At 66.0% G+C, this 18,335-nt stretch carries 14 protein-coding genes; 3 read left to right on the top strand and 11 right to left on the bottom strand.

Features of this window, described 5'->3' with window-relative positions:
* Nucleotides 1-215: 215 nt before the first annotated feature.
* The 8 genes from DT069_RS14895 to DT069_RS14860 form a co-directional block, all read right to left on the bottom strand.
* Nucleotides 216-1,172 carry an NAD-dependent epimerase/dehydratase family protein gene (locus DT069_RS14895; protein WP_119461106.1) on the bottom strand — a complete coding sequence of 319 codons (957 nt, stop codon included), beginning with the start codon at nucleotides 1,170-1,172 and terminating at the stop codon, nucleotides 216-218.
* A complete protein-coding gene (locus DT069_RS14890; RefSeq protein WP_119461105.1) occupies nucleotides 1,169-2,341 on the bottom strand; it encodes a mandelate racemase/muconate lactonizing enzyme family protein in 1,173 nt (390 codons plus the stop codon). Before DT069_RS14890 ends, DT069_RS14895 begins: the two co-directional genes overlap by 4 nt.
* Nucleotides 2,338-4,449, bottom strand: coding sequence for a dipeptide ABC transporter ATP-binding protein (locus DT069_RS14885; protein ID WP_119461104.1), 2,112 nt, complete (start codon nucleotides 4,447-4,449; stop codon nucleotides 2,338-2,340). The genes DT069_RS14890 and DT069_RS14885 overlap by 4 nt, the downstream gene beginning before the upstream one ends.
* Nucleotides 4,446-5,342 carry an ABC transporter permease gene (locus tag DT069_RS14880; protein WP_425450255.1) on the bottom strand — a complete coding sequence of 299 codons (897 nt, stop codon included), beginning with the start codon at nucleotides 5,340-5,342 and terminating at the stop codon, nucleotides 4,446-4,448. The genes DT069_RS14885 and DT069_RS14880 overlap by 4 nt, the downstream gene beginning before the upstream one ends.
* Nucleotides 5,339-6,289 (bottom strand): ABC transporter permease, encoded by a 951-nt coding sequence (locus tag DT069_RS14875; RefSeq protein ID WP_119461103.1) that lies wholly within the window; start codon nucleotides 6,287-6,289, stop codon nucleotides 5,339-5,341. Before DT069_RS14875 ends, DT069_RS14880 begins: the two co-directional genes overlap by 4 nt.
* Nucleotides 6,290-6,402: 113 nt before the next feature.
* Entirely contained in the window at nucleotides 6,403-7,929 is a 1,527-nt protein-coding gene (locus DT069_RS14870; RefSeq protein ID WP_119461102.1) for an ABC transporter substrate-binding protein, read from the bottom strand.
* Nucleotides 7,930-8,184: 255 nt separating this feature from the next.
* Entirely contained in the window at nucleotides 8,185-9,510 is a 1,326-nt protein-coding gene (locus DT069_RS14865; RefSeq protein ID WP_119461101.1) for an SDR family oxidoreductase, read from the bottom strand.
* Entirely contained in the window at nucleotides 9,501-11,579 is a 2,079-nt protein-coding gene (locus DT069_RS14860; RefSeq protein ID WP_425450254.1) for an alpha-ketoacid dehydrogenase subunit alpha/beta, read from the bottom strand. The genes DT069_RS14865 and DT069_RS14860 overlap by 10 nt, the downstream gene beginning before the upstream one ends.
* A gap of 142 nt (nucleotides 11,580-11,721) precedes the next feature.
* On the opposite strand from DT069_RS14860, the gene DT069_RS14855 reads away from it, so the two are divergent.
* Both DT069_RS14855 and DT069_RS14850 read left to right on the top strand, forming a co-directional pair.
* Nucleotides 11,722-12,606 (top strand): IclR family transcriptional regulator, encoded by an 885-nt coding sequence (locus DT069_RS14855; protein ID WP_425450253.1) that lies wholly within the window; start codon nucleotides 11,722-11,724, stop codon nucleotides 12,604-12,606.
* 268 nt (nucleotides 12,607-12,874) lie between these two features.
* The gene (locus DT069_RS14850) at nucleotides 12,875-14,026 is read left to right on the top strand and encodes an ABC transporter substrate-binding protein (RefSeq protein WP_119461100.1); all 1,152 of its coding nucleotides are present in this window, start codon (nucleotides 12,875-12,877) and stop codon (nucleotides 14,024-14,026) included.
* A 13-nt stretch (nucleotides 14,027-14,039) separates the two neighbouring features.
* On the opposite strand, the gene DT069_RS14845 is transcribed toward DT069_RS14850, so the two are convergent.
* Nucleotides 14,040-14,846: an IclR family transcriptional regulator gene (locus tag DT069_RS14845; RefSeq protein ID WP_162913213.1), complete on the bottom strand. Its 807-nt coding sequence runs from the start codon at nucleotides 14,844-14,846 to the stop codon at nucleotides 14,040-14,042.
* 114 nt (nucleotides 14,847-14,960) lie between these two features.
* Between DT069_RS14845 and DT069_RS14840 the strand changes: the two genes are divergently transcribed.
* Nucleotides 14,961-16,088: a mandelate racemase/muconate lactonizing enzyme family protein gene (locus DT069_RS14840; protein WP_119461098.1), complete on the top strand. Its 1,128-nt coding sequence runs from the start codon at nucleotides 14,961-14,963 to the stop codon at nucleotides 16,086-16,088.
* A gap of 36 nt (nucleotides 16,089-16,124) precedes the next feature.
* On the opposite strand, the gene DT069_RS14835 is transcribed toward DT069_RS14840, so the two are convergent.
* Together DT069_RS14835 and DT069_RS14830 are read right to left on the bottom strand one after the other, a co-directional pair.
* Complete coding sequence (locus DT069_RS14835) at nucleotides 16,125-16,973, bottom strand: fumarylacetoacetate hydrolase family protein (protein ID WP_119461097.1); 849 nt, start codon at nucleotides 16,971-16,973, stop codon at nucleotides 16,125-16,127.
* A gap of 30 nt (nucleotides 16,974-17,003) precedes the next feature.
* Nucleotides 17,004-18,170, bottom strand: a complete 1,167-nt coding sequence (locus DT069_RS14830) for a mandelate racemase/muconate lactonizing enzyme family protein (RefSeq protein ID WP_162913212.1) — start codon at nucleotides 18,168-18,170, stop codon at nucleotides 17,004-17,006.
* Nucleotides 18,171-18,335 lie beyond the last annotated feature (165 nt).

The raw sequence follows: 18,335 nt of genomic DNA, 5'->3' as shown, positions 1-18,335 counted from the left end.
AGCGGCTGAACGAAGCCGAAGATCCAGATAGAGCTCGCGGCCAGCATGGCCCCACCCAGACTCTGGTCGCGCATCGTACAGATAGGCCGGCAGAGCAACTGTTGATCAGCATTTCTCTGGTGCGATTCCGGCCGGCATCTGCTCGAGGGAGGAGGCACTCCTTATAACGGCAAATTCTCTTCCATCAGAGTTAGTGTAAGGATTCATGCATCAGATCAAGCCGCGTCCACACGGAGCAAGCCACGGTCGAGCAGTTCGCGGAAGCGTGCAATCGTTCGGCGGACGCCCTCGTCTAGACCAACTTCCGCCCAGGGCTCGATCAGCTGCCGCAGAGGGCCATCGTCTTGGCCGGCGGGGAATGGCAGAGCCGCGCCGTCGACAGTGACTGCAGCGGTCGGCACGGCCCGACAGATCGCGGAGACAATCTCCTCCACTGTGATTCGAGCGCAAGCGATGTCGAACACTTGGCTACGGTTTGGTTCCGGCTCGCCGTCGATGCAGCAGCGGACGAAGATCTCGGCCACCTCGCCGGCATATTGGAACAGTAAAGCGCCGCTGAAGGGAATTCGATAGGGCCGCCCAGCGACGGCGGCGAGCATCGCGAGGGTCGGCGCTGCAGTCAGGCCCTGGTCGCGACCGGGCCCATAGACGGTATGGGGCCGAAGGCCGATGCTGGGCACACCGCAGTCCTGCGCGTAGATGCGCGCAATTCCCTCGTCGGCCGCCTTGTAGACGCCATAGAGAGTCGAGGGGTACACGGCGCCGTCCGCCGGCAGAGCGGCGACGGAGCTGGCATAGACCAATCGCCGGATGCCGTACCGCCGAGCGGCCTCAAAGACATTCACATGCCCGACCACATTCACCCGGGCTCCCGCCGCCGGATCCGCCTTGCAGAACGGCACCTGCAGCGCCGCCAAGTGGATGATCGCATCGGCATCGGTCTTGTCGACCGCGGTGTCGACTACCGGACCATCGGCGATGTCGCCGGTAATCCATGGCACCGAAGCGACCTCCTCCTCATCGAGCAAAAGACGCAGGCGCCGCCGGTCGTCCGATCGGTCGAGGACCACCGTCGCGATACCGCGCCGTACGAGGTTGGCGACGACCCAGGCACCGATGCAACCGGCAGCGCCGGTGACCAGGACCGGTCGGTTGCGGCCCGCCGTCATCATGGCACCTGGAACTCGGCCAGAGCCGCCTCGTTCAGCGTGATGCCGAGGCCCGGCCGATCCGGCAGCGGCAGCCGCCCGTCGACCAGTGCGACCTCGTCGAGCACGAGATCTTTGCGCAGCCGCGAATCGGCCAGAGCGGCGGGCAGATACTCGACGAAGCTGCAGGTCGGCGAGATCGCCGCCAGATGGATCGAAGCGGCGATGCCGATCGCCGATTTCCAGCAATGCGGCACCACCACAAGGCCCCGGTCGCGCGCTTGGAAGGCGACGCGGCGGGCCTCGGTCAGACCACCGACCCGGCCGACGTCGGGCTGCACCACGTCGAGCGCGTCGCGCTCCATATACTCGCGGAACTCGAAGCGGGTGTTCAGCCACTCGCCGGCGGCGATGCGCACATCGGACGCCGCGGTCAGTTTGGCATAGCCGTCGATATCGTCGCTCGGCAGCGGCGTCTCGACGAAATAGATGTCCTCGTCGGCGAACATCTCGATGGCGCGCAGGGCGGCCTTCCAGTCGGGCCAGCAATAGGCGACGTCGACCATCAGCGTCATCTCCGGGCCGACCGCCTGGCGGCAGGCCCGCACCACCTCGGCGATCGCGCGATCATCCTCAATCTGGATCGAGTTGTGGGAGTAAGGTCCCTTGATGCAGACCTCCAGCTTCACCGCTCGGAAGCCCAACATCTTCGCCTCCACCGCGCGCTGAACCAAGCTCTCCGTGTATTGATCAAGCGTATCGCCCTCCGGCAGCAGCGAGGCATAGGGCGTCACCGCCGGCTGCGCCGCGCCGCCGAGCAACTGCCAGGCGGGCTTGTTCTCGATCTTGCCGCGCAGATCCCAGAGCGCCATGTCGAGCGCGCCCATCGCGCAGATGCCGAGCCCGCGCCGGCCGGTCATGGCCGAGCCGACATACATCCGCTCCCACAGCCCCTCGACGTCGCGCGGGTCGGCGCCGATCAGCATCTCCTTCAGGCCGAGCCCCATGATGTGGGTGCCCGGCGCCTCGATCATCGCACGCGCAACCCAAGGATTGGTGTCGGTCTCGCCGATTCCGGTCACGCCCTCGTCGGTATGGATCTTGACGACGAGATCGTCCTGCGCCGAGCTGCAGGCGTCGGCACGGTAGTCGGGGACGAGCAGAACGAAACATTCGATATCGGTGATCTTCATCGCGGGGCGGCCCTGCTTTTAGATGGGAGGAAAGATGGCTCGACGGGCTCCGCAAGCCGCGGCCCCTCGCGATCCGGTCGCCAGACGGCCCGAGCGCTCAGTTCGTCGAGCGGGATGTGACAGCGGATCCGCAGATCCCGCCCTGCGAGTTGCCAGGGCGGCGCCACCTCCTCGCAGAGGCGGCCGACCTGCCACGGGCAGCGGCCCGCAAAGACACAACCCTTGTTGCCGGCGACGGGCGCGCTTGCGAGCCGTTGCGTCGCCGGCGGCCGCCGCTCGGTCTGAATGCCCGGCGCCGCCATCAACAGCGCATGCGTATAGGGATGGAAGGGCGGCGTAAAGATCTCGGCGGCGGGTCCGATCTCCATTAGCTGACCGCGGTAGAGTACGCCGACGCGATCGGCGAGCGCGCGGACCACCGCAAGATCGTGCGAGATGAACAGCATCGCCACCGCATGCTCCTGCCGCAGCCGCGCAAGCAGGTCGAGGATGCTGGCCTGCACCGACACATCGAGCGCCGAGAGAATCTCATCGCACAGCAACAAGTCCGGATCGGCGACCAGCGCGCGCGCAATGGCGACACGCTGGCGCTCGCCGCCCGAGAGCTGGTCCGGGAACCGTGCGGCATAGCCGGCTTCCAGCCGAACCTCGTCCAATGCCCGCGCGATGCGCTCGCGGATCGCAGCGCCGTCCAGGTTTTGGAAGATCTCGAGCGGTCGCGCGAGGATGGCACCGACCCGCATGCGCGGGTTCAGCGAGGCGTCCGGATTCTGGAAGATATACTGGATGCGCCGCCGCAGCTCGCTCGATCGCGCCCCGACCGATCGCGGCAGCGCTTCGCCTTCGAAGCGGATCGCCCCGGCCAGCGGTTCGATCAGGCCGCTGACCGCACGGGCGACGGTCGACTTGCCGCTACCCGACTCGCCGACCAGCGCGAAAGTCTCGCCGCGATCGATGCGGAAGGACAGGTCCTGCACGACGGGCAAGGCCACGGGCGCGAGCAGCCGGGCGAGTGGTCCGCGCGCGCCGCCATAGCCCAGAGTGACACCGTCGAGGGACAACAGCGGTATCGCCGCCGCCTCGACCACCGCCGGCGCCTCGCCCTTGACCATCGCCAGATCGGGCACGCCGATCGCTCGCCAGCGTTGGCAGGCCACGTCGTGACGCGGCGCGACCGGTTCGAGTCGCTGCCGATTGCCAGCGCAGGACGGCTCGGCGACGGCGCAGCGCGGCTGGAATGGGCAACCGGTCGGGAGTTCGTCGCGACGCAACAGGCCCTTGAGCGACCGCTCTGTCGGTCGCCCCACCGCCTCGAGCTGCGGGACCGAGGCGATCAGCCCGCGCGTGTAGGGGTGCCGCGGCTGACGGAACAGCATTTCGGTCGGCGCCATCTCCACCATGTGGCCGGCATACATCACGCCGACCCGATCGGCGATCTGCGCCAGCACGCCGAGATCATGGGTGACGTAGAGCATCGACAGGCCGATCCGCGCCCGCAGCTCGATCAGCAGCGCGATGATCTGCTCCTGGGTCGTGACATCGAGGCCGGTGGTCGGCTCGTCGAGCACCAGCAGATCGGGGTCGCAGGCCAGCGCCATCGCGATCGTCACCCGCTGCTGCTGGCCGCCCGAGAGCTGATGCGGGTAGCGTCGACCAACCCGTTCGGGATCGGGCAGGCCGACCAGCCGGAAGAGCTCGATCATGCGCGCTTCCGCCGCCGCGTCGTTCGGGGCGGCCCGGTGCGTCCGCAGCACCTCGGTGATCTGGTGGCCCACCCGCATCCCGGGGCTGAGCGCCGTCGTCGGGTTCTGCGGCACCAGGCTGATGCGGTTGCCGCGCAGCCGGTCGAGCTCGTGCCGTTCAAGCGCCAGCAAGTCGCAACCCTTGAACAGGACCTTGCCGCCCTCAATGAGGCTGTTGGGCCGGCGATAGCCGAGCAGCTGATAGGCCGCCGTCGACTTGCCGCAGCCGGATTCGCCGACCAGGCCGAAGGCCTCGCCGGCGCCGATGCGGAAGCTGACCTTGTGCAGCACGCGCGCCCAACCGTCGCCGTGGCGATAGGCAACGTCAAGGTCAACCACCTCGAGCAGCGGGGAGGGCGTGGTCATGCGTCGGCCAGCCGCACGGTGCGGCCAAGGATCCGGGCTAACCCATCGGTGAACAGATTGAGCCCCACCACCAGCGAAGCGAGCGTCAGGCCGGGTCCCAGCACCGTAACTGGCGAAACGATCAGCAGAGCCCGGTTCTCGCTGATCATCAGCCCCCATTCCGGCGTCGGCGGCCGCATGCCGAAGCCGAGGAACCCGAGCGAGCCGATCAGGACCGGCGCATAGCCGGCGCGCAATGCGAATTCTACCAGCAGGACGCCGCTGGCGTTCGGCAGCAGCTCGCGGCGCATCACCGACCAGGCGCCCTCGCCGCGCAACCGGGCGACCGTGACGAAGTCGCGGGTGGCAATGTCGACCGCGGCGGCGCGCGCCATGCGGGCAATGCGCGGAGCATAGACCAGCGCGACGACCAGAATGATCAGGATCGGCTGGCCAGCAAGCTGCGGCCCCGCCGCGGCGATGGCGATCAGCGCCAGGACCAGGAAGGGAATGCTGATCAGCGCCTCGATCAGGCGCTGCAGGATCTCATCGATCCAGCCGCCGACATAGCCGGAAATCAGGCCGACCACGGCGCCGATCACCAAGCCGAGGAAAGTACCCGACAGCGACAGCAGAATGACGATATGGGCGCCGTGGACGACCCGGCTGAAGATGTCGCGGCCGAGCTGGTCGACGCCGAAAGGATGCGCCCAGCTCATGCCCGCGAGCGGAATGCCGGTTCCCATCTGGCTCAGGCCATAGGGCGCCCAGAACGGCCCCGTGGCGGCGACGAAAAGGTGGATCAGCAGGACCACCGCGCCGATCCGGAAGCTGTTCGGCGCCCGCCGCCAGAATCGCGCGACGCGCTCCCAGCGGCTCTCCCCCGGCATCGTCGGCTGAGCGACAGCCATCATCCGGCTCTCAGCCGCGGGTTGAGGAGGATCGCGCCGAGGTCGGCCAGCAGGTTGGCGGCGATGTAGACCGCGGCGGCAATCAGCACAGTGGCCTCGATCAGCGGCACGTCGCGGAGCTGCAGAGAATCGACGAGCAGACTGCCAAAGCCCGGGAAGCCGAACACTTTCTCGACGATAACCACGCCACCAATTAGATAGCCGAGATTGAGCGCCGTCACGTTCAGCGTCGGCACCAACGCGTTCGGCAGCGCATGCCGCAGCAGTACCTTACGACGCGGCAGGCCCTTCAATTCCGCCATCCGGATATACTCGGACTCGAGCACTTCGATCAGGTTGTCGCGGAGCATCCGAACGGCATAGACGGCCATCACGATGGCGAGCGTCGTCGCCGGCAGCACGAGCGCGCGGGCATACTGGCTCACGGTGGAGGTCTCGACGACGAGCGAGATCGCCGGGAGCACCGGAATCATGATCACGAACAGGATCATCAGCACGGTCGCCAGCAGGAAGTCCGGCATCGACAGGAGGATCAGCGTCACGACCGAGAGGCCGTGGTCGACCGGCCGCTCGCGGTGCGTCGCCTGGATCAACGCGGGAATCAGCGCCAGCGGCAGGTAGATCCCGAAGGCCACCGCCGACAGCAGGACCGTGTTGAAGATGCGCGGCGCGAGAATCTCGGTAATCGGCCGCGCGCTGGTCAGGGCGTTGCCGAAATCGCCTTGGAGCATGCCGCCGAACCAGCTCAGATAGCGCTGGATCGCCGGGTCGTTGAGGTGGAGCCGCTCACGCAGCGCCGCGAGGGTCTCCGGCGTCGCGTCGCGGCCGAGGATCCGCGAGGCCACGTCGCCCGGCAGCACCTCGATGATTGCGAAGATGATGATCGAGACCAGCAGCAGCGTCAGCAGCGACAGCAGCACCCGGCCGATCACCAGCCGAAGAATAGACACCGGCTTCTCTCCAATCGTGAAACGTCTTTCTTCGAGATGTCCCTCTCCCCGTCGAATGGGGAGAGGGACGGACCCGCATCAGCGGGATGGAAAGCGAACAGCGAGTTGGTTGATCACTCGCAGCTCAAGGTCTCGAAGTTGAGGTTGAAGTTCTGGGCCCGCGGTTCGTAGCCGGAGCACTCGTCGCGGATCGCTAAGACCTGGTGGACGAACATCGGGATGATGACGCCACCCTCCTCCGCCAGTACGCGACCGGCTTCCTGATAAAGCTTCAAACGCTCCGCCTCGTCGACCGTGGTGTTGGCCTTCAGCAGCAGCGCGTCGTACTCCGGCCGCTCCCAATGCGTCTCTTTCCACTTCGCGTTCTGGGTATAGGCCACGGCCAAGCCCTCACCGGCCGGCCGCATCGACCAGGCCGACGTCAGGAACGGTTGCTTCAGCCAAGTGTCGTCCCAATAGCTGTCCGCCGGCGTCACGATGACGTTCACTGTGATTCCGGCCTGCTTGGCCATCTCGGCATAGACCTGCGCCATGCGGACCATGCCCGGCACGCCCTCCGCGGTGTAGAGCTCCAGCTCCAGCCCGTCGGAATAACCCGCTTCCGCCAGGAGCTGTTTCGCCTTCTCGATATCCTGCTTCGGCGCCTCCTCGACGTAGGAGGCTGGCGAGCCCAGCGGCACCGGATTGTCGGCGCCAGGCTCACCGAAACCGAGGAGGACGGTATCGATCATTGCCTGGCGATCGACGACCAGCTTCAGCGCTTCGCGGACCTTGGGATCGTCGAAGGGCGGCGTGTCGACCCACATCGAGAGGGTCATCGAGTTCGACGCGCCAGTCTCCAGGAGCTCGATGTTCGGGTCGTCCTTGAGCGCGGAAATGAGCGACGGGTCCACATTCAGCACGAGATCCACCTCGCCCGCCTTGATCGCCGAAACGGCCGTGATCGGCTCCTGGGCGACGGTGACGCGCAGGCATTCGGCCTTCGGCAGCCCCTCGTCCCAATAGTTCGGGTTCTTGACCAGGATCCGCACCGGCGCATTCGGCGTGAACTGCTCCTGCATGAATGGACCGGTGCCATTGCCATGCAGGCGCAGATCCTCATGCGTCGCGCCTTCCGCGACGATGTTGGTGAACTTGTTGGAGATCAGAACCGGCAGCTCGACCACCGGCTCCTGGGTGGTGAAGCTGACGGTATGGGAATCGACGACCTTGATGCCTTCCGGATCGAGGAAGCCCATGACTGCCGGCGCGCCGGAGCCGAGCGCCGGGTCCCAGAATCGCTGGAAGGTGTAGACCACGTCATTGGCATCGAACGCGCTGCCGTCGTGAAACTCCACCCCCTCGCGCAGATCGAAAGTCCAGGTCAGCCCATCATCCGAGACCGACCAGGACTCGGCAAGTTCGGGAATGACGTTGAAGTTATCGTCCACATCGACCAGCCGGTTGTAGACGGCGAAGATATGGTAGGCGTCGTCTCCCGACTGCATGTCGGCGGGGTCCATCGACTGCTTCTCGCCACTCCACTCATAGCCCAAGACCTTGACGCATTCGTCGCCGGCAGCAGCGAGAGCAGACGTCGAGCCAAGCGAAACCATCAGGCCGGTCACGGCACAGGCCGGACCCCAGGCGAATCTCCTCATGCGCGCTTCCTCCTCAGTCGTTTTGCCTCCTGGGCCGGCGGGTGCTCATCGGATCGATCCGAGGCCCCGTTGCTTTGTTGCTCGCCACCGTTCCCAGCCGAATGTCCCCTCGATCAAAATTCCGAAATATCGGAATTTGGTTCATATATCGGGAACATCAGCTTAATGATGCTTGCTTCGCGGAGTCAAGGCGAACGGCATCGCCTCGGGCGCCACGATCGAAATATCGACGAGGTTCGGCCATGGCTTCCCTGGTCAGAACAGGCTGGCCGTGATGCCGCCATCGACCACGAGCACATGCCCGTTGACGAATGAAGAGGCCGAGGATGCCAGAAACACGACAGGGCCTTGCAGTTCCTCCGGCTGCGCCCATCGCCGCAGCGGCGTCCGGTCGACGATCATCCGGTAGAACTCCTGGTCCGCTTCGAGGACGTCGCCCATCGGCGTTCGAAAGTAGCCGGGCGCGATGGCGTTGCAGGTGATTCCGAGACCGCCGAGCTCGGCGGCCATCGACCTGGTCAGCCCCACGACTCCGTGCTTCGCCACGACGTAGGAGACGATTCCAGGTCGCGAAACAAGTCCGAGGACCGAGCTGATGTTGATGATGCGGCCGTACCCGCCCTTCCGCATCGCGGCCGCCGCCTCGCGTCCAAGGACGAAAAGCGAGGTCAGGTCGACATCCATGACCCGATTCCACTCTTCTCGCCCATGCTCCTCGATGCCGCCGTAAACGGCGATCCCGGCATTGTTGACGAGAACGTCGAGGCGACCGTGACGGCCCACGAGATCCTGCATCGACGACGCCACAGCCTCGGCATCGGTGACGTCGAAGGCCATCCCTTCGACACACATACCCTGCCCCGCGAGATAACTGCATTGTTGGTCGAGCCCCGCCTCGTCGATATCGTTGAGAACGACATGGGCGCCCGCATCCGCCAAGGCCTCGGCCATCGCCGCCCCGAGCCCGCGCGCTGCGCCGGTGACGAGCGCGACCCGCCCTTCGAGATTGAATCGGGAGGGCTTGGACGGCGTTGACTCGGCGCGGCGCGCGGTCGGGGCGCGGGCGATCGCACCAGCATCGACCGTGCTGCCGACTGCATCCTGCGGCACCGCTTCTTTCGATGACGGAGGCGGTTGAACCAACTCGATCGTGAAGCCGTCGGGATCGCGCAGATAGCAGGCATAGCCGCCGGGGTTAGGGCCCGTTTCGATCCGCACCGGCCCGGACACGAAGGTGACGCCGGCCTGCGACAGCCGCTCATGGAGAGCGTGGATCGAGTCGGTTTCCAGGGCAAGATGCGCCGCACCGACATTGCAGGTCTTGAGATCCAGCTTCATGCCCCGAGGCGCGACATACTCGATCAGCTCGAGGTGGTGCCCGGATTTCACCGCCGGGGCGCCAGGAATCTTCAGCATAGCGATCCGCAGCTCGGCTCCCTCGAAGCCGACGACCGTCTCTATGAACGGGCCGACTCTGGCCTTGATTCCGACAAGCTCGAAGCCAAGCAGGTCGCAATAGAACCCGACCGACCGATCGAGGTCCGACACGGTCCAAGAGGTATGCCACACGCTCAGGAGCATGGCCGGGTTCCCTCCCCGTTGATTGACGGCACGACTTGCGACCCGACGCCGGTGATGTCGCGCACGGCAGCAGCGATCCGGTCCCGGTCCGGCAGCAGGGCTTTCTGCAGAACCGGCGAGGCCGGAATCCGCACATCGGGCGCCCCGATCCGACGCGGCATCACGCTTAGCCACCCGGCGTTGCGTTCGATGATCCGTGCAACAATCTCGGCACCCATGCCCCCGGTCACATTCGCTTCGTGCGCGACGACGACGCGGCCGCTGCACTGTGTCACCACCTCATCGATCGCCGCGTCGTCGATCGGCAACAGCCAGCGCAAATCGAGGACTGCGACCTTCAGTCCGGACGCGGCCAGCTCCTCTGCCGCCTCGATCGCGGCTCCGAGGATCGTGCTCCAGCAGATGATCGCGGCGTCGCAGCCGGACCGCCGCAGCGCGGCACCGCCGACCGGCTGCAGGCCTCGAGAGGTGTCGACAAGACCGCGCTGCTGATAGAGCGCTCGCGCCTCGATGATGATGCAGGGGTCGGGATGTGCGACCGCCGCCCGCAGCATGTCATAGGCATCCTGCGGCGTCGCCGGCAGGCCGACTCTGAGCCCGGGCACGTGCGTCAGCAAGGCCTCGAGCGACTGCGAATGCTGCGCGCAGGAGCCGGGGGTCGCGCCCTGCTGCATCCGCACCACCATCGGCACGCTGCACTCGCCGCGCGTCACATAGCGAATATTGGCCGCTTGATTGATCAGTTGGTCCAGGGCAACCAGCGAAAAATCGGCCCACATGATCTCGACGATCGGCCGCAGGCCGCACATGGCCGCGCCCACGCCGGATCCGAGGATAGCGCTTTCGGCAATCGGCGTGTCAAAGACCCGCTCGACGCCGAACTCCCGCTGCAGGTTCCGCGTTGCCCCGAAGATGCCACCGGCACGCCCGACATCCTCGCCGTAGATCACGGCCTCGGGCCTCGTCTCCAGCTCGATCCGGAGCGCCGCATTCACGGCCTCGATGAAGCTCATCTCCCTGGCCGACGCTTCGCCGGTGGACGCAACGGCGCCCGTCGCAAGCGGCGGCGCCACGACGTGATCGCGCGCGGTCCCGGGATCCGGCAGCGGCGCCGCCAGCGCTTCCTCGGTCAGCGCCTCAATCTCCTCGTCGACGCCGCGCCGGATTGCCGCCAGCCGGTCGTCAGACGCCACGCCCGCGCCGATCAGCTTTTCCTGCAGAAGGGCGATTGGATCGCTCGCCTCTGCCGCCGTACGATCATCCTTCGGACGGTAATGCTCGATGTCGCGGTTGTAATGACCCCAAAGACGAACGGTGCGGCACTCGATGAAGATCGGGCCTTCGCCGTTTCGCGCAGCGTCCGCCGCCAGCTGGACCGAGTCGCGGACGGCAATCGGGTCGCAGCCGTCGATCGTCGCGGATCGGATTCCATAGCCGCTGGCCCGCTTCGCGAGGCGGTCGATCTTGATGATATCCCGCGTCGGCGTCATCTCCGACCAGCCGTTCGATTCACATAGAAACACGACGGGAAGTTGCCGGCTGGCGGCGAATACGATCGCTTCGTGCAGCGCCCCTTGGCTGGTCGCACCGTCCCCGAAGGAGACGAGGACGACGCTGCCCGTCCGTTGCCGGGCGGCAGCCAGCGCGACACCACAGGCAATCGGCGCACCTGCCCCGACAATCGAGTTCTCACCGATGAAGCCGCGACCGGGCGCCATGACATAGGCAGAGCCGGCGCGTCCGCCATTGACTCCCGTGGCGCGATGGCAGATCTCGCCGAGCAGTTCGCTGGGCGTGATCCGCGTTTCCAGCGCCCAGCCATGCCCGCGATAGGTGGCGATGACCCGGTCCTCCGGCCCAAGCGCCGCGGCAGCACCGACCGGTATCGCTTCCTGTCCTGCACAGAAATGGAGAGAGCCGGCGATCGCCGTGGGGCTACGAGCGCTGAGATCCCAACACCGCTTCTCGAAAGCGCGGATGAAGGCCATCCGCCGGAAGGCATTCAGCGCGAAGCTGATGTCATCCGGATGAATGCGCCGCGCCTTCTGCATCTGCATGTCATCGGACATCGGGTCTCTGCCTCCGCAAAAGGCTGCACCGGTATCGTCTTTCTACTTCGCCGCGACAGGTGTTGCCGAACCGCGACGCACGAACCATTGCCCAACATCAGCGAGCTTATGGAGATGGCGCATGTGTGTCAAATAGTGATTAATGTATCATAATATGATACTATTCTCGAATTGGAGAACGGTCGCCAAACTGGCGATCGCAGCCGTCCAACTGGAGACCGGGACCATGCGTGCCAACAAGACATCGACCAGGAATGCTGCCCCACAGCGGCCGCTAACACCAGAGGCGCCGGGGGCGATGCAGCCTCGGGTGCAATCCGTGGCGCGCGCGATGTCCATCCTTGTCGTCGTGGCCGAAAGTGCGCACGGCATGCGCGCCATGGAGATCGCCGCGAAGCTCGGGCTGGGCCGGCAGGCCACATACCACCTGCTTCATACGCTGGTGGGATGCGGCATGCTCGCGCGCAATCAGGAAGGCCGCTATGTCCTGGGACTGCAGATGGCGATTCTCGCGGATGCCTTCGTACGCCATCTTGCGCCACCCGAGCATCTCGCGCCGCTGGTCCGACGGATCGCCATCGAGACCGGCGAGACCGCTTACGCCGTCGGCTGGCGGGCCGGAGAGATCGTCAATCTTGTGGCGGTGCCAGGGAGCAACGCCATTCAGGCGATGACGGTACCACAGGGATATCACCATCACGCCCACGCACGGGCAACCGGCAAACTCCTGCTTGCTCTCGCGGCACCGGAAGTCCGGGACCGATACCTGGCTACCCATCGCCTGGAGCGGCGTACGCGGCGGACTTTGGTCACTCTCGGGGCGCTCGAAAGGGAACTGGCATGCGTTCGGGAGAACGGCTACGCGACGGACCGTGAGGAGTTCGCGCCGGGGGTGTGCTGCCTTGCCGTTCCGATCGGCCGGGCCGCCGCAACATTCGTCGCCGGACTCTCGGCGCCGGCGGCCCGATTCGAAGCCAAATTCGATGAGTACCTGCGGGTGATGCGCAGAGCCGCGCAAACGGTTTGAAGATTTGCGGTGGGCAGCGTCGGAATGTTTGTGTCGGGAAACGGAAAACCGACGCCCTCAAATTTAGTCGATTGGGCCAAGCGCCTTCTGCCTTGGAATCGCACAGATGGCATTGGTTGCGAACGAATCCGCCCCTCGACGCCAATTCTGAAATACCGGAACTTTGTTCACATATTGGGACATTTTGCTTGATGGCGCTTGCCTTGCGCCGTCAAGGCGAACAGGATCGCTGCGAACGCCAAGATCGCGGCATGAACGAGGTTCGACCATGGTTGACATTCTTCTGCGCGGAATCACGTGGGAGCACCGACGCGCCGTCCACCCGCTGGTCAACACGATTGCGGCGTTTCGAAAGCGGCATCCGGAGATCGGCGTGGCCTGGGACTCGCGGCCGCTGCACGGCTTCGAATTCACCCCAGTCGAGGAGCTGGCGGCACGTTACGATCTGATCATCCTCGATCACCCGTTCGCCGGCGACATCGCGGCGAAGCAATATCTGCTTCCGCTCGATGCGCTGGCCAACTCCGAAGCGCTTGCGGATGTGTTCGTCGGACCGTCGCTCGAGACCTACCGTTATGACGGCCATCTCTGGGCGCTGCCGGTCGATGCCGCCTGCCAGGTCGCCGTCTACCGGCCGGACCTGCTGGCGCGCCGCGGCGGCCAGCCGCCGCGGAGCTGGGCCGAGATGATGGCGCTTGGCGACCAGGGGACGCGGCTGGGCCTGAAGCTTGCCGTCGCCTTCGCGGGCGTTCACAGCCTGATGACGTTCTTCACGCTTTGCGCCAATCTCGGCCGACCCTGCGCCATCACCCCCTCCGACCCGCTGGTTGACCGGGATACGGCGGCCGAGGCACTCGAAGCGATGCGCCGGCTGATCGATTTCTGCCCGCCAGAGGCGCTCGACTGGAACAGCATCGCGCTGCATGACGCGATGGTGGCGCGTGACGATCTGGTCTATTGCCCGGCGGTCTATTGTTATGCCGCCTACGCCGAGGCTGACATTCCGCGCCCCCTCGCCTTCGCCGATCTGCCGGGGTTGCGCCGCGCCTCGCCGGCCGGCTCGACGGTCGGCGGGACAGGCGTCGGCGTCTCGGCGCGGACCGCACACCCGGAGGCGGCCCTCGCCTATGTGCGGTTCCTGATGGAAGCGGAGACACAGCGGCAGTTCGCCCTGAATCATGGCCAGCCGGCGCGGCTCGATGCCTGGCGCGATCCCGCGCTTAATGCGCGCTTCGGGAATTGCTTCCGCGACACGCTTCCGACCATGGAGCAGGCCTGGATTCGGCCGCGCTACGCCGGCTATCTCAGGTTCCAGCGGGCGGGGGGAGATCTGGTCGAAGCGCATCTTCGCGGCGCCATCGGCGAGGCGGCGCTTCTCGAGCAGCTACAGGCCCTCCATGCCAGCCGGGGGGTTGCGTAGAGAACGGCAGATGTCATCCACCCAGCCTGTGAGAGAGCTTGTTGGCCGCAGCTTTGACTGCGGCGATCAACGTCTCCCGCTGCTTCTTCTGCAGCCGCTGCTCCGGCGCGACGATGCTGACCGCAGCAACGCAGTCGCCGGTCGCGTCGATCACCGGCGCTGCGACGCAGCCCGCATGCTCGTTCGCCTCGTTCAGCTCGACCGCGTAGCCCTGCTTTCGGAACTTGCGGATCTGCATCACCAGGTCGTCGATGTCGGTCGGCGCGCGACCGGTCGGCGACGGCCGGACGATCGATTTCAGAAGCGCGCGAAGCGTGTCATCGTCCAGATCGGAGACCAGCAGGCGGCCGGCCGCCGCCCAGTTCACCGGGACGCGGCTACCAACGCGGGAGATAATGCGGATTGGCTGCGGGCTCTCCTCCTTGACCAGCACCAGCATCATGTCGTGCTCGAGCACCGAGAGCTGCACGGTCTCTCCCGTCTCGTCCCGCAGCTCCTCGACGATCTGACCGCCCTCCTTCAGAAGGTCCACCTGGCTACGATAGGCCATGCCCAGCTCGAAGAGCTTGCGCCCAAGGCCATAGGCACCGGCTGCGGTTGCCCGTTCGATATAGCCGGCCTGCGCCAAGGTCCGCACCAGCTCATAAGCCGTGGATTTTGGAATTCGAAGCAGGCGAACAAGCTCCGCCACGCTCAACGGCTCCACCCGCGCCAGCATCAGCTCCAGGATGTCGAGCGCACGGCGGACGCTGCGCGACGTCGAGGTCGCAGTCCCTGCCTCCATCGCGCCAGACTCCGTTCCCGCTGCTCCTTTCGGCATGCTTCCTCCTTTGCCCATGCGGTCGGAAAGTACAGTATTTCGGACTATTGTCCAAAATCATAAATTGCTAAGCTCGCTCCGGCGACGCGTCGGTCAATGAGGGGGAACCGCGCCATGAAAATCACCGATATCGAGGTCATCGAGCTGCGTGTGCCGGGTTGGACCGCGTCCACCTTCGACGGCTCCTACGATGACTGCGTGATCCGCGTGCATACGGACGAGGGCGTCACCGGCCTGGCCGAGGTCGACAGCGTGCCGTCGGTGATCCGCGCGATCATCGAGGCGCCCGCCTCGCACACCCATGCGATGGGCCTGAAGTCGGTGCTGATCGGCCAAGACCCGACCGACGAGAGCCTTTGGGACCGGATGTACGACGCGACGAGCTACTACGGCCGCCGCGGCGTGGTGATTCACGCGATCAGCGGCCTCGACATCGCCCTGTGGGATCTCCGCGGCAAGATCGCGGGCGCGCCGGTCACGACCCTGCTCGGCAAGCCGCAGCGAGACCGGCTCCGCGCCTACGGCACCGTCTATCCGCTAGGCGAAACGCCGGACGCCGTCAGGCGCAACATCGACCGCGGCCTCACGCTTGGCCTGCGGGCGATCAAGATCGTCGCCGACCCCTTCTGGCGCGACGACCTCGACCATACGGCGCGCCTGATCCGGGCCGCGCGCGAGCATGTCGGGCCGGATATCCAACTGATGGTCGATGCCGCGACGGCCTGGGCCACAGCCGAGGACGGCTTACCCCTGATGCCGATCTTCAAAGAGAACGGCTTCGCCTGGGTCGAGGCGCCGCTGCCGCTGGACGATCTCGAGGGCCATGCCCGCTTCCAGGGCTTCGGCGTGCCGATCGGCGGCGGCGATCTTGGCCTGACGACCCGCTGGGAATACGAGACCATGTTCGAGCAGGGCAGGATCGACATCGCCCAGCCGGACGTAACAATGGTCGGCGGCCTGACCGAGCTGATGCGGGTGAGCGCGTTGGCCCGGGCGCGCGGCAAGCGCGTCGTGACTCACGGCTACAAGAGCAACATCACCATTGCCGCCAACCTCGCCTTCCTGGCGCAGCATTGGGCCGAGGAGGCCCTGGAATATTCGACGAGCGAATCGCCGATCCGCTGGGACCTGACCAACGAGGCATTCCCGATCGACAGCGACGGCATGGTCGCGGTACCTACGGCACCGGGGCTGGGGGTCAGCCTGAACGAGGAGGCCGTGGCAAAGTACCGGGTCCGGTAGAGCGCTTCAGGGCTTGATGCCTGGATCGAGCCTTCCTCACACCTCCCGAGCGACGCAGTCCTGGCGCTGCTCGCCCAGCCCCTCGATGCCGAGCCGCATCACGTCGCCGGGCTTCAGGAAGCGCGGCGGCTTGAATCCCAGCCCCACACCCGGCGGCGTGCCGGTCGGGATGATATCGCCCGGCATCAGCGTCATGAATTGGCTAATGTAGCTGACGAGCTGGGCGACGCCGAAGATCATCGTCGCGGTCGAGCCCGCCTGCATCCGCTCGTCATTGACGTCGAGCCACATCGACAGGCTCTGCGGATCCGGGATCTCGTCGGTGGTCACGAGCCAGGGGCCGAGCGGCGCGAAGGTATCGCAGCTCTTGCCCTTCACCCATTGGCCCTGCCGCTCGATCTGGTAGGCCCGCTCGGAGACGTCGTTGCAGATCATATAGCCGGCGACGTAGCGCAGCGCGTCGCGCTCCGCCACATGGCGCGCGACGCTGCCGATCACGATCGTCAGCTCCACCTCCCAGTCCGTCTTCACCGAGTCCTTCGGGATGATCACCGGGTCGTGCGGACCGCTGATCGCGGTCGTCGCCTTCATGAACAGGATCGGCTCGCTCGGCACCGGCAGGCCCGCCTCGGCGGCATGGTCGGAATAGTTGAGCCCGACGGCGACGATCTTGCCGATACCGGTCAGCGGCGGCCCCAGGCGCGGACTGCCCGACACCGCCGGCAGCGTCGCCGGGTCGACCGCCTGCAGCGCCGCCAGCCGCTCCGGCGCCAGGGCGGCGCCGTCGATATCGGGGAGCCTGCCGCTCAGGTCGCGGAGCGTGCCGGCGGAATCGATCAGCCCCGGCTTCTCCTGCCCCACCGGGCCGTAACGCACGAGCTTCATTCGGGAGTATCCTTTCGTTGCAGTCCGGCCTCAGCCGTCGATCCGGTAGCGCGCGACGACCTCTTCGTTCAAGGCGACGCCGAGGCCCGGCCCCTCCGGCAGATCCATCAGACCGTCGGACAGCCTCGGCTCCGGCGAGACCAGGTCGCGGCGGAGCGGGCTGTCATAGACCTGCGGCGAGATGAACTCGAACAGCGGCGCCGCCGGACAGGCGGCCTGGAAATGCCGGCCGCACTGGGCGAGGATTCCCGTCTTCCAGCCATGCGGAATCACCTGGACGCCGTAGAGTTCGCACATCTCGGCAATCCGACGGATTTCGGTCAGGCCGCCGCAGCGGCTGATGTCCGGCTGCACCACAGCGACCTTGCCGACTTCGATCCACTCGCGAATCTCCCAGCGCGTCGCGGCATGCTCTGCACCGCAGATCCGGATTGGGCTGTTCTGGGACAGGCGCGCATGGCCGAGAAGATCGTCATGCTGCAGCGTCGCCTCCGCGAAGTAGATGTCGTAGTCGGCGACCCGATCGAGCACCCATTTGGCGTCGTACCAGTCGCGCCAGCGATAGCCGAAGTCGAGCGCCATGAGGATGCCGTCGCCCAACATCCGCCGGCCTTCCTTGATGAGGTTCACCAGCTCGGCGTCGCCCACCAGATCATAGAACAGCACCTCCATCTTCACCGCGCGGAACCCCTCGCCCAGCGCCTGCTCGAACTGCCTTTCGATGATCGTCATCAGATCCCGCACCGTCTGACCGCCGCGCGCCAAGCCGGGATAGATCGTGCAGTAGGGTTTCAGCTTCTGGCGGCGGGCGCCGCCCATCAGCTTGTAGGCGGGAATGCCGAGCTGTTTGCCCGCGAGGTCATGCAGCGCGATGTCGATCGCCGACAGCGCGTGAATGCCCAGGCCGCGACGTCCGGGGTAGCAGGTCGCTTCGTAAAGCGTCTCCCAGAGCGCCGTCACTTCGACCGGATCGGCGCCGATCAGCAGCCCTTCCGAGTTCTGGCTCCAGAGATGCGCGGTCGGCATCTCGATGAAGGCCTTGACGACCGACGGCGGCGCGTCCGATTCACCGATGCCGGTGCGACCGTCCGCGTCGGTGAGGCGGACAACCACCGTATCGACGGTACCGTCGAGATCGTCGGCTTTGTCGTTCTCGACGACGATCGGGATGACTTCGACCTTCTCGATGGGCGACATGCCCCCTCTCCCCATGACGTCTGCAGCCCCGGCCTCGATCTTTGTCATGCCCGGGCCAAGCCCGGGCATCCAACGGACCCGCAAGTCAACTCCGCGGGCGACAAATGAGAGAGCGGCTTATTCCCCTGCGTTCTCAGACTATCGCAACCCATGGCGGATTTCGCA

The sequence above is a fragment of the Virgifigura deserti genome (assembly GCA_003576685.1).
GTDB classification, from domain to species: domain Bacteria; phylum Pseudomonadota; class Alphaproteobacteria; order Dongiales; family Dongiaceae; genus Virgifigura; species Virgifigura deserti.
Note: the sequence above shows the minus strand (reverse complement) of the source record. Positions and strands in the feature narration are given on the sequence as shown.